Source organism: Echinicola strongylocentroti, assembly GCF_003260975.1.
GTDB lineage: Bacteria > Bacteroidota > Bacteroidia > Cytophagales > Cyclobacteriaceae > Echinicola > Echinicola strongylocentroti.
The window spans coordinates 2,368,074-2,382,427 of record NZ_CP030041.1 but is presented as its reverse complement, the minus strand read 5'-3'; the positions used below and the strand labels follow the sequence as shown (position 1 = coordinate 2,382,427).

Annotated in this window: 8 protein-coding genes and 1 tRNA gene; 8 read left to right on the top strand and 1 reads right to left on the bottom strand. The window is 44.6% G+C overall.

The features are described 5' to 3' along the window. Positions 1-181 precede the first annotated feature (181 nt). Positions 182-1,516 carry an alpha-L-fucosidase gene (locus DN752_RS09135; RefSeq protein WP_112783656.1) on the bottom strand — a complete coding sequence of 445 codons (1,335 nt, stop codon included), beginning with the start codon at positions 1,514-1,516 and terminating at the stop codon, positions 182-184. A gap of 242 nt (positions 1,517-1,758) precedes the next feature. Between DN752_RS09135 and DN752_RS09130 the strand changes: the two genes are divergently transcribed. The 8 genes from DN752_RS09130 to DN752_RS09090 all read left to right on the top strand — a co-directional run bounded on the left by DN752_RS09130 (position 1,759) and on the right by DN752_RS09090 (position 14,248). Continuing rightward, positions 1,759-4,308, top strand: coding sequence for a mechanosensitive ion channel family protein (locus DN752_RS09130; RefSeq protein WP_112783655.1), 2,550 nt, complete (start codon positions 1,759-1,761; stop codon positions 4,306-4,308). A 124-nt stretch (positions 4,309-4,432) separates the two neighbouring features. Beyond that, positions 4,433-4,506 (top strand) — tRNA-Asn (locus tag DN752_RS09125). Between the two features lie 559 nt (positions 4,507-5,065). Continuing rightward, positions 5,066-5,257, top strand: a complete 192-nt coding sequence (locus tag DN752_RS24740; RefSeq protein WP_112783654.1) for a hypothetical protein — start codon at positions 5,066-5,068, stop codon at positions 5,255-5,257. A 111-nt stretch (positions 5,258-5,368) separates the two neighbouring features. Then, positions 5,369-5,791 (top strand): hypothetical protein, encoded by a 423-nt coding sequence (locus tag DN752_RS09115; protein ID WP_112783653.1) that lies wholly within the window; start codon positions 5,369-5,371, stop codon positions 5,789-5,791. A 616-nt stretch (positions 5,792-6,407) separates the two neighbouring features. Continuing rightward, on the top strand, positions 6,408-7,301 hold the full coding sequence (locus DN752_RS09105) for a 3-hydroxyacyl-CoA dehydrogenase (RefSeq protein WP_245949494.1): 894 nt from the start codon (positions 6,408-6,410) through the stop codon (positions 7,299-7,301). A gap of 390 nt (positions 7,302-7,691) precedes the next feature. Continuing rightward, the gene (locus DN752_RS09100) at positions 7,692-9,503 is read left to right on the top strand and encodes an MSCRAMM family protein (protein ID WP_112783651.1); all 1,812 of its coding nucleotides are present in this window, start codon (positions 7,692-7,694) and stop codon (positions 9,501-9,503) included. Between the two features lie 31 nt (positions 9,504-9,534). Next, positions 9,535-10,965: a glycoside hydrolase family 76 protein gene (locus DN752_RS09095; RefSeq protein ID WP_245949493.1), complete on the top strand. Its 1,431-nt coding sequence runs from the start codon at positions 9,535-9,537 to the stop codon at positions 10,963-10,965. Between the two features lie 55 nt (positions 10,966-11,020). Then, on the top strand, positions 11,021-14,248 hold the full coding sequence (locus DN752_RS09090) for a SusC/RagA family TonB-linked outer membrane protein (protein WP_112783649.1): 3,228 nt from the start codon (positions 11,021-11,023) through the stop codon (positions 14,246-14,248). The last annotated feature ends 106 nt before the right edge of the window (positions 14,249-14,354 follow it).

The window sequence follows — 14,354 nt, the reverse complement described above, 5'->3', positions numbered from 1 at the left end:
ATTGTTTTATTTAACTACAATCATACTATAGTGAATTTTGTACCAATTTTCTTTTTATTTGATTTTACTGACTTTTTGGCGTTTTTTGAAGTTTTTAGCTTGTTTTTATGCCAAAATGACTGCTTTATAGGCAAAAAAAGAGTCGTTTTTGACTCTTTTGCTAAATAAAACAGGATGTGGATTAGTTGCTTTCTATTACTTGGCCTTTTTCACGGTACAGGTTTACTTCATCGTCCAGCAAGACAGCGATAACGGTGATGTCTTTATCGTAGACACTATCTGGAATATCAATGTATTTGAGGCCCGGGACTTTGCTCCAATATTGTTTTCCTACTTCACGGTGATCTAGTTTAGTGCCATTGCCGACCACCCAGACTCTGTTGATCTTATTTTTCAGCCCCTTGATGACCAATGACTCATTTACTTTGTAGTCTAGATAAATGTAAAGTGTTTTTCGGTCTTTGGAAAGTGTGGTAGGAGCATAAACGTGTCCTTCTGGGATTCCGGCCTGCGTGTCGTAAATGGCCGCAGCGTGTTTGTCGGTCCATCTTCCAAATGATTCCAGTATATTGACAGCTTCATCGGGGGTTGTTCCGTCAGGTTTGGGCCCCATGTCGAGCAGGAGGTTTCCGCCCATGTGGAGGCAGTCTACAAATATCCTCAGGAGTTCATTTGGGCTTTTGTAATTGTCATCATTGTGTTGGTATCCCCAGCTGTTGTTCATGGTGAGGCATAGCTCCCAGTAGTTGCTGTTGGGTTTGGTTACAGGAACGCCTTGTTCGGGGGTGTCGTAGTCGCCAAGATGACCTCCTATGCGGGAGTTGACGATGACATTAGGGTTCCATTTTAGAAGCTGGTCTTTGAGCTCTTGGCTTCTCCATTCTTCGGCCTTGTGCTCCCAGTCGCCGTCAAACCAATATAGGTCGGGGTTGAAGTTTAAAGAGAGCTCTTCGAGTTGTTTGAAGTTAAAGTCAACGAATTTTTGGAAGCGCTCAGGATCGTTTTTATATCGGTATTGAGTGCGGGTTTTGCGGTCGTAGTCAGGGTGGGACCAGTCCAGGACTGAATAATAGATGCCTTTCTTGATACCTTCCTTTTCAAGTGCCTTCATAAAAGGTGCTATGAGATCTTTATGGGCAGGGGTCTTCTTGACTACGGTTAGGTTACTTACTTTGCTGTCCCAGAGTGCTACTCCGTCGTGGTGTTTTGCGGTGATGACTGCGTATTTTGCGCCAGAGGACTTGATGAGCTGCGCCCATTTTTCAGGGTTGTAATTGGAGGCGGTAAATCCGTCCAGTTGCTTCATGTAATCGTCATAGGAGATGTAGTCGTTAAAGAACGACCAGGATTCGTCGATCCCGTTGACGGCATAGATGCCCCAATGGATGAATATTCCCAGTTTGGCATCTGCGAACCATTCCATTTTTTGGTCTTCTGTTGGGGTTTGGGCGATAAGCCGAGTGGCGGCCAAGCAGTAAAGGAGGGTGGTGAGTAGTGCTTTGTTCCAGTTTTTCATGCTTTGAATACGGTTGATTAGTCCTTGTTACCTAATGGTGAATGTAAAAGTAATGATATATAAAATATTAATCTAATACCTGTTGGGTTTGTTGAAATTTTACATTAATAATTTTCCATTATTGATTTTTTGCTGGATTGGATGGCCACAATTCGTTGAAAATGGGCAACATTGTAGGGGAGTGATTGGTTTGTGCTCAAATTTTCTTGCTACTTTTAGTTGTAATTTCTTAGCGCAGTTTTATGAAGACCATTTTTAAGTTTTACCTATTTCTTGTGTGTTTTTGTCTTTTGGGCGGTATTCCCAAGGGGTTTGCCTTTCAGACGACTACTGAAATTTTGGCCAAAGGTGATTCACTTTTGGGATTGACGGAGGATTCTGTTCAGACAGCTGGGAAGGATACGGTAAAACAAGAGAGAAGCCTCAATTCAGTCATCCATACCATGGAGCGGTATATTATTGCCACCAACCATATCAACAAAATCTTGGGCCGGGTGGTGGACACTACGGAAATTAGCATTGAGCTACCGAAAGTGGAAGAAAGGATAGAGCAAGTGAGGATTAGGCTGGAGCGAAAGGACAGGGATATAAATCTACGTTACCTTAATGCGCTGAGTAACTTTAGTAATTATCAGGATAGGCTGTTGGAGCGGTGGAAGACAGATTTTGATACCAAAAGTGCCGATGTGCTCAATGCTTATGATTCGCTAAAGGCCATAAAAAAAGACAAGTTGCTTACAGTGTCCATTGAGGATCCATCAGTATTACCAGCCTTTCAGGATCAACTTCGTGAGCTTAAGGGTCGCGTAAATACAGGGGACAGTCTGTTTGTGGCCAGACAGCTTAATTTGGCCAGTTACCAGACCAGGCTTTCAAGTGCCTTGATAGCACTGAGGGATTTTGAGGAGGAGATAAGGGATAGGGAAAGGGCTTTGGAGCGACAGCTATTTGATAAAGAGATCAATTTTATCTGGGAAAGTGGCTCCTATCCAGATACCAAGGATATCATGAGGGTGATCAATCATTCTGTGATCATCAATAGCATCATTTTTAACGGGTACTTGGAAGCTTCACGTCCGGTGATGTTGTGGATAGCGGCCTTGATATTTGCCTTCTTTATGTGGTTTAGGTATTTGCTGAGGCATATAAAAATAGAGAAGGAGTTTTCGGATATTATCCTTCAAAGAACCAAGTTTGTTCCAAGGAATCCGTTTTTATCGGCAATGATCATAGTGTTGCCATTGGCTACGTTCTTTTTTAGGTCACCGCCGGTAGTGTTGATCATGGTGGTGCTGTGGCTGTTGATGCTGGTCACCACTGTGTTGATAAAGCCCCACGTGAAGAAGAAGGTGTACCTTTATTGGTGGTTTTTTCTGTTGATATTTATCATATACAGCATCAGTAACCTGTACATTGAGACGGCTTTTGAGGAGCGGTGGGCCTTATTGTTGCTCAGTCTTTTGGGGATAGGGCTTGCTTATAATATCATTGGCGCTGTAAAGAAAAGTGACATTACCCATCCGAGGTATGTAGTGTTGTTGATCCAGATGTTTTTGCTTATTCAGGGGCTGTCCGTTATTTCCAATGTGCTCGGAAGGTATAGCTTGGCCAAGATCTTAGGGGTGGCCGCGACTACCAGCCTTATGCAGGCCGTGGGGCTATATGTCTTTGTGTTGGTGATCATGGAGGCCATTTACCTGCAGATCGAGATGAGCAAGAAAAGTACCACTGAGTATACCGCCTATTTTGACTTTCAGGATATAACCAGTAAGGTGAGAAACATTTTCGTGTTTTTGGCGACTGCAATATGGCTTTATTATCTTACCACAAACCTTACGATTTACGATTACCTTTATGAACATACGGCTGCTTTCTTGTCTACTGAGCGATCGATAGGGCAGAGTAAGTTCACTTTTGGCAGTGTGTTTACATTTGTGGTCATCATTTGGATTTCCGGTATCATCTCCAAGTATATTTCTTATTTTGCTGAAGCCAAAGATCAAAAAATGGCTGCCAACCGTAAGCAGCGTTTGGGGTCTTCGATTTTGCTCATTAAGCTGGCCGTGTTTACCATTGGCTTTTTGCTGGCCATTGCCGCGGCAGGTATTCCATTGGACAATGTGGCGATTGTGTTGGGAGCCCTTTCCGTAGGTATTGGGTTTGGCCTACAGACGATTATCAATAACTTGGTTTCAGGGATTATTCTGGCGTTTGAGCGTCCTGTACAGATTGGCGATGTGATCGAAGTAGGTGGTCGTAGTGGTGTAGTCAAGGAAGTAGGGATCCGTGCCAGTAAGATCCTTGGGTATGATGGCTCGGAGCTGATCATGCCCAATGGCGACCTGCTTTCCCAGCAGCTGATTAATTGGACACTTTCGAACAAGCGGAGAAGAGTGGAACTGTTTATCGGCGTGGCCTATGGCTCGGATTCTGATAAAGTGGAGGGGGTGCTTAGAAGTGTCTTGGATAGAGATGGAATTCTCAAAGTGCCAGGGCCTAGTGTTTTCTTGCAGAACTTTGCTGATAGTGCGGTGGAGTATCGGTTGCTCTTTTGGGTAGCAGATATCGATACTTGGGTGGATATGAGAAATGAAGTGATGAAAGATATTTACAAACGGTTTGGCGATGAGGGCATCGAGATTCCGTTCCCTCAGCGAGATCTTTATATCAAGTCCATGCCCGGGGCTCAGCCGGAGAAGGAGAAAGTCGATCCCAAACCGGCAGATGAAGCATCGGAGGGCGATGAAGGAGGTGACAAGGATCCTGCTAACGGTGATAGTGCTGAAAAATAATCTCCTGAATTCGAGGGGGAAATGAATTTTGTTGTACTTTTTTTTATTTGGTGCTTGGAAAAAAATAAACAACCTGCTATGTTTGCATCACGTTAAGCGAAAGGGTTAACGAAAACAACAAAATTCCTCCTTAGCTCAGTTGGTTAGAGCATCTGACTGTTAATCAGAGGGTCCTTGGTTCGAGCCCAAGAGGAGGAGCTGAAAATCAGCCACTTACGATGAATAATTGTAAGTGGCTTTTTTATTTTTACAAATGATAGAATCAGCGAAAACCTGAGGGATGGAACGCTGATGACGCAGATGATTATGATTTGCGCTGATTTTTTCTTAAGCTGGTAAAATCTAGTTGTATAAAAAAGCCCTGAAGGGGCGTAACACCCTTAGCCATGGGCAGCGCCCAAGGCGAATATTAAAAAAAATCCCCTTGTTTTACAGCAATCGTCTTCCTAGCACTTATAAATTCACGCTAACACCCAATACACATAAATAGGACTTAATTCTAATAATAGAAGGAGAAAAGCAATGTTAAGAAAGTGTTTCGAAAAGTATTACTCCCATGATTTGAGAAAAGTCGATGCTAAGGACTTTTATTGCTATTAATTCACCAGTATGACTGTACTTGGGTGAAATATTTTCAGTACTTTAAATTTTGGTAACTGGGAAACAATCCTATTGAAATCAGCAATGGGAACCATTCCTAAGTGTCGTATGGGGGGCAGATTATGAAAAACCCTAAACCTCAGCTAAATTAGCCATTATGAAACCTTCTGATAAAAAGATATATTTCATTGAGGACAATGAGGATGCTCTAGACCTTATGGTCAAAAATGCCCTTTCCTCCACAATGGAAGAAAACTTGAAAAAATACTGTCAGCATTTAGCATTTAACTTTTCCCTATCCGGTGTGGACATCCATAATCATAAAATGGAAAAAAAATTTACTTTATAGAGGATAACAATGACGGGAACGAAAAATAGCAACTTGCCAGATAATTTTTCGGAATTCATAAAGGCACTGAATGCCAACAAAGTGGAATACCTATTGATCTGAGGATTTGCGATGGGCGCCTATGGATATATTCGAAGCACAGGCGACCTTGATATTTTCATTAATGCAACAACAGATAATGCAAAAAGAGCTATTAGGGCTTGTACCGACTTTGGGATTGATAAAGAAGACATTACCGAGGAAATGTTTTTAATTCCCAAAATGGTAGGGATTGGACAACCTCCCTTAAGGATAGAAATCTTAAAAAAGCTGGACGTTGTAGATTTTAACTTAGCCTACCAAAGAGCTGAAACAAAACATATAGATGACCAAATAATCCCGGTTGTTTCCTTAGACGATCTAATCCTCCTAAAACAGGCCGCCGTTAAGGACCGAAATAAGGAAAGAGATACTGAATATTTAGAGTATCTAAAAAAACTAAAGGCTACACTTAATAAAGGGCCAAACAAAAAGAGTCAGTGGAAGTTTTGGTAGCCACACCTTTTAAAGCGAATAAAACAATTTCCAACCCTCCTCTGTCTGCAATTTACCCCATTCTTTAAATTACTTATAGTTCAATTGTTGTCGGGCCAAACCTTACTTTTACGCCATGAACGACACTATTATGCCGAAAAAAAATCACCACGGAAGGAATGAAAAGCGCTTTAGGGAAATGATGGGCATCAAACAGTAGGCTCTCGTCTATGAGCTGGGCCATGATTGGTCCCTAAGGAAAATATCCCTGCTTGAGCAGCTTTTGGCAAGCAAAAAGGAGAAAAACGAGTTTGGAGAAAACGTAAGATTTGGATCAATCCATTTCTAAGCGTGCGATTTCTTCTTGATCATAGTATAAAATGAAATCACCGATCACAGGTCTCATTATTTCATGTCGAGACACATAGGTGATTAAAAGTTTTGACAACGTTTATAATATTTGGCTACTAGATTACTGATTTCGCATAGATATTAATTACGAAAAACTACCTTGGAATAATTCTGTCAGTGAATGAGGCGCAGTGGTTGGTTGGGTATCGAGCAGTACAGGATGAATGGAAAAGCCTTGAATACGCAATTATATTTAACCCGGTTTCAACTTTAAACTTTTATTCGAATGAAACAAATTACCATCGCAGGAGCCGGAACCCTAGGGTCACAAATAGCCTGGCAAGCTGCTTTTTGCGGTTTTGAAGTGACTGTATTTGATGTCTTTGAAGAAGGTATTGAGAGAGGAAAGAAGTTTCACGAATCACATGCCGACCATTTCATTAAAGAACGAAATGCCAGCCCGGAAGAAGTGGAGAAGACGAAGGCTAGGCTTAGCTACACGACTAATTTGGAAGATGCGATAAAGGACGCGGACCTGCTAAATGAATCGGTACCGGAAAAGCTTGAAATAAAAAAGTCCTTTTACAGGGATGTGAGTAAGCTGGCTCCTAAAAAGACCATCTTTACCACCAATTCGTCTACATTGATTCCCAGTCAGATAGCGGAAGCGGTGGATCGTCCAGATAAATTCTTGGCCTTGCATTTTGCCAACGGTATTTGGGATTCAAATATAGGTGAAGTGATGGGGCACCCCGGTACCGACCCAGAGATCTTTAAGCAGGTGGAAGAATTTGCCAAGGCAATTGGCATGGTACCCATTCCGATCCACAAAGAGCAAAACGGCTATGTGTTCAATTCACTGCTTGTTCCCTTTTTGAATGCGGCTATCGACTTGGTGGCCAGAGAGGTGAGCGATCCTGAAAGTATCGACAAGACATGGATGATCGGCAACCGTTCTCAGCTGGGGCCTTGTGCCTTTATTGATATCATTGGAATGGAAACGGCCTATAATGTCAATCAGATGTGGGGAGAGCAACTGCAAGATGATCATCGGCTAGCATTGGCAGCCTATATCAAAGAAAATTTCATCGATAAAGGAAAGATGGGAGTAAGCAGTGGAGAAGGGTTTTATTCGTATCCCAACCCTAGCTATAAAGACCCTGGTTTTCTAATAAAATAGGATGAACGGAAGCAACTCTTCACATCCTGTTTTTGACTCTATATGATTTACTGTGGGTATTTTTTACTTTGTTTGCCAAATTCCAGCGTGATATTCGCCTTTAGGAAAAAAGGAAAAGGATAAAATCCGCCAAGACGATCAGCGTTCTATTAAAGAACAACTTTTTTTACCTTCTCAATTTGCTATCGATCCTTGCCACTAGTGTTATCGGATTTTTTTAAGACTTTATTGTCAGATTAGCAAATTTCTCCGGGTTATTAACCCCATTTTAACCGGAAAATTAACCACTCTATGTCTATTTTTCTGCTTTATCGGATTGCTGAATCGATTATGCATGTCATCCGATAAGAGTAAAAGTTAATTCAATAATAACCCTTAAAATTTAACCAAATGAGTAAAAAACTACGAGCGATCGTTTACATCGCCTTGTTGGGTACGGTTTTGTTATCAGCAATTTCCTGTGTCCAAGAAGATGAACCCATGGCAGCACCCAAGGGAACCATCACAGGTACCGTTACGGATGCTGAAGGCGAGCCAGTTCCAGATGTAAACGTCACCCTATACGGAGTAGGGGAAGAAGAAATTACTGTGACCACCGAAAGTGATGGAAAATATTTTTTTGAGAATGTCGCGTTAAAGACGCGTGCAGTGAAATTTTCCAAGCCGGGCTGGCTTGCTGTAAGCCATACCATAAATCCCGATAAATACAATGATGAAAACATCGCTACGGCGGATGTGTCATTGGTATTTGCTTCAGCAAAGATCACCGGAACTATCAAAGACGGGAAGAACGGAAACGTACCACTAGAAGGAGTATCGGTCAGTGTGGGCGTGGCCGGGACCACTACCACTGGTAGTGATGGCGTATTCACACTGGAAAGCCTGATCGTAGACGAGTACACCGTCACGTTCACCAAAGCAACCTACGAATCCATCACCAAAACCGTTAGTGCGGATGATTTTTCAGATTGGGTTGTGGCCATGGATATTACGATGGGCAGCAATGAAATTCTCCGCGGACTTACCTATGCGGATCTTCTGACGGCCGAAAAATGGTATTACAATGAATACCGAGGCGGTCGTAATGCGGATGCCTATCCCCGGTGGGATTGGGCCTGTAATTATATGTCCGCACTAGACTTCCGTGGTGCTTGGCAGGAGCAAAATGAAGGCACTACCCTCCAGATCAGAAACAGTGAGGAAGACCGTAGCAACCCTGCCGATCTCAATGTGTTTGACTCTTATGTCTATGGCAGTAAGATGATCACCGAGGACAATAAGATCTTGTCGCTGAGGGTAAGTGCGCACAATGCAGATGAAGCTAACCCGGCTTACTTCGGTGTTCAGGTAATCGATATGTCTGCTGCGGATCCTACTGCGGTAAAGATCGGTGAAAACAGGACCTATGCTTCAGGAAGCTACGGGGATGTTGAATTTGATCTGAGCGATTATGTCGGTAAAGAAGTCATCGTTGCCGTCGGAATTTATCGGCAATCCACGGGGGACTATTGGAAGCAACTGGTACTTCGGGCAATTCGCTTTGCAGACCGCAAAGTTGAGAATTGGGACTGGCTGCCAGGCAATGAGGTGATCGACGGCTGGAACCTGACCCAAGAAACGGTAAGCTCCACCATGCCGCATACTAAAAACTCCTTCACAGGGATCAGCCCTATAAGTGGCAATCGGGACAATTACGTAGACGCTTACCGCGCATGGCGGGAGGTGGATCATGTGGCGGCCAATTGGTTCTTTGTTCCACTGAAAAAAGATCCTGAAGTGTTCCCTTCTGAGGGTTACCTGATCAAAACCCGCAATACACCTGAGGAGAGTTCTACTGTCCCAGAGGCCTATTTATACTCGAAGTTTTCCGTTGATGCTGGGAGTAACCAGTTGACGCTGAGTACCCGCAATTTTGGGGATAATTTCACCTATTTCAAACTCACCGCAATAGAGAACGACGGTACGGTTACCCACTTGGATCCTCAGTCCAATACCGCGGATGAAGCCAGCGCCGCAGCGGATGGCTGCTGGAAGTTTAAACATGGTGATGGAGGAGCCGGTAATCCGGAAGGTTACGCAGCCTTTGTGTATGACTTGTCCCAATTTAATGGCCAAGATGTCACCTTGGCCTTGGGGGTATATAATGTAGAAGCCAATACTGGCGAAAACAAATTGGTAATTCACCGCATCGATCTTAACTAATTCAATAAACCTTAACATGATACAAAATCGAATGATGATCACAATTATGAGTTTCGTGGTGCTGCTATTCGCGGCATGTAGTGAAAGTTCATCTGACCCAGATCCCAAGAATCCTCCTGTGGAGCTCAGCCTTGCAGAACAGAACATCCTCAGGGCAATGGAATTGACCGATAATGCCGTTTCGGCCCACTTTACCGGAGCAGGTATGGCCATGGCCAGGTATTACAATCCTTTTACCGGTGTCCGTTCCGATGAGACCGGTAGCGTGTGGATGTACACGGCGGCCATAGAAGCGGTCAATGCTGTCCTGCACGGACTCCAAGCGCATAAGGAACTTGGAAATGCAGCATTGTATGACGAGAATTTTGACAAGTACGCTGAGCTGTTAGAGCAGTTGTATGACAATGCCGACTATTACTTGGGAACGTTCGAACTGGTATCCTATACCCAGACCAAAGAATGGTCGGTATATGGTGTAAACCGGGGCAATGCCAAGGGTACAGCCAAAGTAGCCGGTATCGAAAATGTGTACGATGATCAAATGTGGCTTGTCAGGGAATTGCTGGAATCTTATAAGATCACTGGTGAAGCGGCCTATTTGGAAAAAGCAGAATACCTGACGGCCTATGTCCTGGATGGATGGGACAGTACCCGAAATCCTGACGGAACGGAGCGAGGAGGCATCACCTGGGGACCAGGCTATGTGACCAAGCATGCCTGTAGCAATGGCCCAATGGTAAGCCCATTAGTCTGGCTGCATGAAATCTATGAAGGTGAAAATGAAGAGATCACCTACCGGTACATCGATGCAGAAGACAAGCAAACCAGAAAGACCATGCAGGTGAATAAAAGTGAGTACTACGCCGATTATGCGAAGAAAGTGTACGATTGGCAAAAGGACCGCCTCCTGAGGTCTGATGGCGTCTATGATGATATGAGGGGCGGCTGTTCTCCTGGCAATCCGCAGACGGAGACCATTGACGGCACGGAGTACCGTAGAGGCATCACTTGCCAAGACCGTGTAGGGCCGGCCATTTCTTATAACTCCGGAACGATGCTTTCGGGAGCGGCAGACTTGTACAGGATGACAGAGGACGAAGCTTACCTTCAGGATGCCAAGGAGCTTTCCGACGATAGCTTCCACTATTTTGCAACGCCTGATCAAACCCATGATGGATATCACAGCTACGATATCAGCGGCTTTAATAACTGGTTCAATGGGGTGTTGATGCGCGGTTATGTGGATGTTCACCCTGCTTATGGTGCTGCTTCTGAGTATATCGGCACTTTCCAGCAAAACCTGGATTATGGCTACGATAATTTCCTCCATGAGGGATTTTTGCCGACCAATTTACTGGTGGGATGGAGCCTGACGGCCAATAATAACCGAACAGAGGGGATGTTCAATTTCGCATTTGCAGCCGAATATGCCGTGCTGTCACGCTACGAGTTGACCAAGTGATAATGATGGAAAGTGTCTTATTGGACAATGATAAAAACAAGATAGCCTAAAATTTATGAGAAAAATATATAAGCAATTTTCCACAGGACTGATGAAGTATTCCCTCCTGGGAGCAGCTTTGCTGTACGTTGGGAATGCTCCTGTTCATGCCTCAGCATTAGCTTCCGGGCATGCTCTTATGGAAGATCAGAATGTACAGGAGAACGATAAAACCGTCTCAGGAACGGTAGTAGCAGAAGATGGTACGCCGATGCCGGGCGTGAATGTATTGCTAAAAGGGACCTTGTCAGGAACGACTACGGACATCGATGGAAACTATACCTTGACCATTCCCGATGATGATACGGTGTTGACATTTTCATTTATAGGGTATGTCACCCAAGATGTCAACGTCGGAACACGGTCAATAATCGAAGTAAAGATGATGCCGGACACCCAGCAATTGGGAGAGGTGGTCGTCGTAGGGTATGGTATGCAGGAAAAAGTGACCATGACAGGTGCTGTGGCCAATATCAAAGGTGATGAAATGCTCCGAACCAAGAATGAAAACCCGCAGAATATGCTTACCGGTAGGATAGCGGGTGTACGCGTCTGGCAGAAAAGTGCCGAACCGGGTACATTTAATGCCTCAATGGACATTCGTGGACTGGGGTCTCCATTGATTGTGATCGATGGTATTCAGCGTACCATGGCAGATTTCCAACGCCTCAACCCGACAGATATCGACGAGGTGTCAGTACTGAAAGATGCTTCGGCTGCCATATATGGCGCAAGGGCTGCAAATGGCGTAGTACTCGTCACCACCAAAAGGGGGAGTGAAAGTGGAAAAGCTACGGTCACTTATAATGGCTCCTATACCTTGCAGGTTCCTTCTGGATTTCCTGAGCTTTCGGATCCCTACGAGACCATGACCCTTTACAATGAAATGGCCATGAACAATATCAATGGGGGAAACCTGATTTACCAGGAAGATGATTTTGAAGCCTTCCGTACGGGACGCCGGCGCACGACGGACTGGAATGCGTTGCTGATCAGTGATTATGCACCACAAAGCCAGCATGACATCAGCATTTCGGGAGGAACAGAAAAGACCCAGTACTATATCGCTGGAGGATACATGTATCAAGAGGGTATTTTCAAGTCTGGCGACATGAATTATAACAAAATCAACCTGAGGTCCAATATCACTACGGAGATTACCAAAGGCTTGGATTTTAACCTGAACTTGAGCGGAGTCGCTGACCAGCGAAATTCGCCCTATTCCAGCGCAGTGGATATCATTCGGAATTACTGGAGACAAGGGGTGCTTTTTCCTGCTTATGCAGACCCGGAAAACACCATGCTGAACTACGAAGGGCTGGACCTGGAGCAGAATACCATCGCGATGATGAGGGCTGATGTCTCTGGACATAGGAAATACAAGCAAAAGTACTTTCAGTCTTCAGCATCATTGGAATTCGATTTTGGTACGGTTTCCAGTGACTTGGAAGGACTATCTGCAAAGGGCCTCGTGAGTTTTGACTACCGAGGGGATGACAATGACATTTACCGTAGGGAATATTATCAATACATGTATGATCCAGTGGAAGATTCCTACGTGTCAAAGCTCTACAACAACAGTTCTCCTAACCAGATAAGAAGAGAGCTTTTCAGCAGACAGCAGTTTTTGGGCCAGTTCCTGATCAATTATAAGCGCACCTTCGATAAGGTTCATGCCGTTTCGGGACTTTTGGGTTTTGAAACCCAAAATCGGAAAGGGGATAACTTTTATGCCCAACGTGACCTGGCTTTTGCCATGGAGTATCTCGTGGGAGGCATGAATGAAAACCAGCAAGGAGGCATGCAGGGCGGTTCCGGTGACTTGTATGAGATCTCAAACTCTGCCATGTTTGGAAGGGTCAATTATGCCTATGGTGAACGCTACATTGCCGAAGTGCAGTTCCGCTATGATGGGTCCTCCAAATTCGTCGAAACCAACCGTTGGGGCTGGTTCCCTTCTGGTTCCATAGGCTGGCGATTATCCGAAGAGCCTTTCTTTAAATCCGTTTCCGCATTGTCCTTTGTGGACCAACTTAAATTCAGGGCCAGTTACGGGATGACAGCCGATGACGGTTCCTTGGCCTATGATTGGTATCCCGGCTATATCTACCCCGCCACCAGTGGCAATGCCCAGCAGGGATATTATAACCAGTACGCTCCTGGCTATATGCTGAATGGGGAGTTTGTGTATGGGGCATCGGTCGTTGTTCCTAACGAGAACATCACTTGGTGGACGGCCAAAACATTCAATGTAGGGTTGGATTTTGAAGCTTGGATGGGCAAGTTTGGCTTTTCCGTGGATTATTTTGACCGACGTAGAGAGGGGTTGTTTTCCACCAGATCGGGTGATGTGCCTTCTGTGGTGGGCACAGGAGCACCTAGGGAAAACACCAACAGTGACCGTCAATTCGGTATTGACCTTGAACTGTCCCATCGAAATAAAATCGGCGGGGTTTCCTACGGAGTAAAAGGAATTGCTACGATCACACGTAGACAACACCTGATCGCTGCTGAAAAAGGACCTTATGGCAATTCATATGATCGCTGGCGCAATGACAACCTGACCAATCGCTATCAAGGTGTGCAGTTTGGCTATGTCTCCGCAGGAAGATATACCGACTGGGAGGATATTTGGTCGTATGACATCTATAAAGACAGGGGCATCTTGCCGGGAGATTATAAGTACGAGGACTGGAACGGTGACGGTGAGATCAATGGCCAAGACCAGCACCCCTTTGCTTATGACCAGACCCCTTGGCTAAACTTCAGTTTGGCACTTGATGCTACTTACAAGAATTTTGATATGAGCGTCTTGCTACAAGGCTCTGCGTTGGGCTCTATGCAGTACCAAGAACCATTGTACTCCATTTGGGGCAGCAACGGTGGTGGTGCTTTGGTGCAGTACTTGGACCGTTGGCATCCGGTGGATCCTTTGGCGGATCCCTATGATCCCGAAACAGAGTGGGTCAGTGGATATTACGGGTATACAGGAAATTACCCTTTCGGGAATTCGGATTTTAACAGGGTAAGTACGGATTACCTGCGTCTCAAAAGCATCGAGATCGGCTATACCCTAAAACCTTGGAGGAGCCCTTCTACCAATATCCGATTCTATGCCAATGCCTATAACCTCTTGACATTTACAGGGGTGAAATTTGTGGATCCAGAACATCCCGGAGATGCGCTGGGAAGAATGTACCCGTTGAGCAAAACCTACACTTTAGGGGTGACGGCATCATTTTAAAAGCTGCTAGATGAGACCTTGGAACATTAAAATGAATTACATCATGAAATCGAGCATCACGAAGCATGTTACACATAGCAATGGCTATTTACCATGCGAGATTCCA

What these genes read in the sequence shown, in the direction of transcription:
- DN752_RS09130 (WP_112783655.1), top strand. Translation starts at nt 1,759, where the DNA reads ATGAAGACCATTTTTAAGTTTTACCTATTTCTTGTGTGTTTTTGTCTT.
- DN752_RS09115 (WP_112783653.1), top strand. Translation starts at nt 5,369, where the DNA reads ATGGGCGCCTATGGATATATTCGAAGCACAGGCGACCTTGATATTTTC.
- DN752_RS09100 (WP_112783651.1), top strand. Translation starts at nt 7,692, where the DNA reads ATGAGTAAAAAACTACGAGCGATCGTTTACATCGCCTTGTTGGGTACG.
- DN752_RS09135 (WP_112783656.1), bottom strand. Translation starts at nt 1,516, where the DNA reads ATGAAAAACTGGAACAAAGCACTACTCACCACCCTCCTTTACTGCTTG.
- DN752_RS09090 (WP_112783649.1), top strand. Translation starts at nt 11,021, where the DNA reads ATGAGAAAAATATATAAGCAATTTTCCACAGGACTGATGAAGTATTCC.
- DN752_RS24740 (WP_112783654.1), top strand. Translation starts at nt 5,066, where the DNA reads ATGAAACCTTCTGATAAAAAGATATATTTCATTGAGGACAATGAGGAT.
- DN752_RS09095 (WP_245949493.1), top strand. Translation starts at nt 9,535, where the DNA reads ATGATGATCACAATTATGAGTTTCGTGGTGCTGCTATTCGCGGCATGT.
- DN752_RS09105 (WP_245949494.1), top strand. Translation starts at nt 6,408, where the DNA reads ATGAAACAAATTACCATCGCAGGAGCCGGAACCCTAGGGTCACAAATA.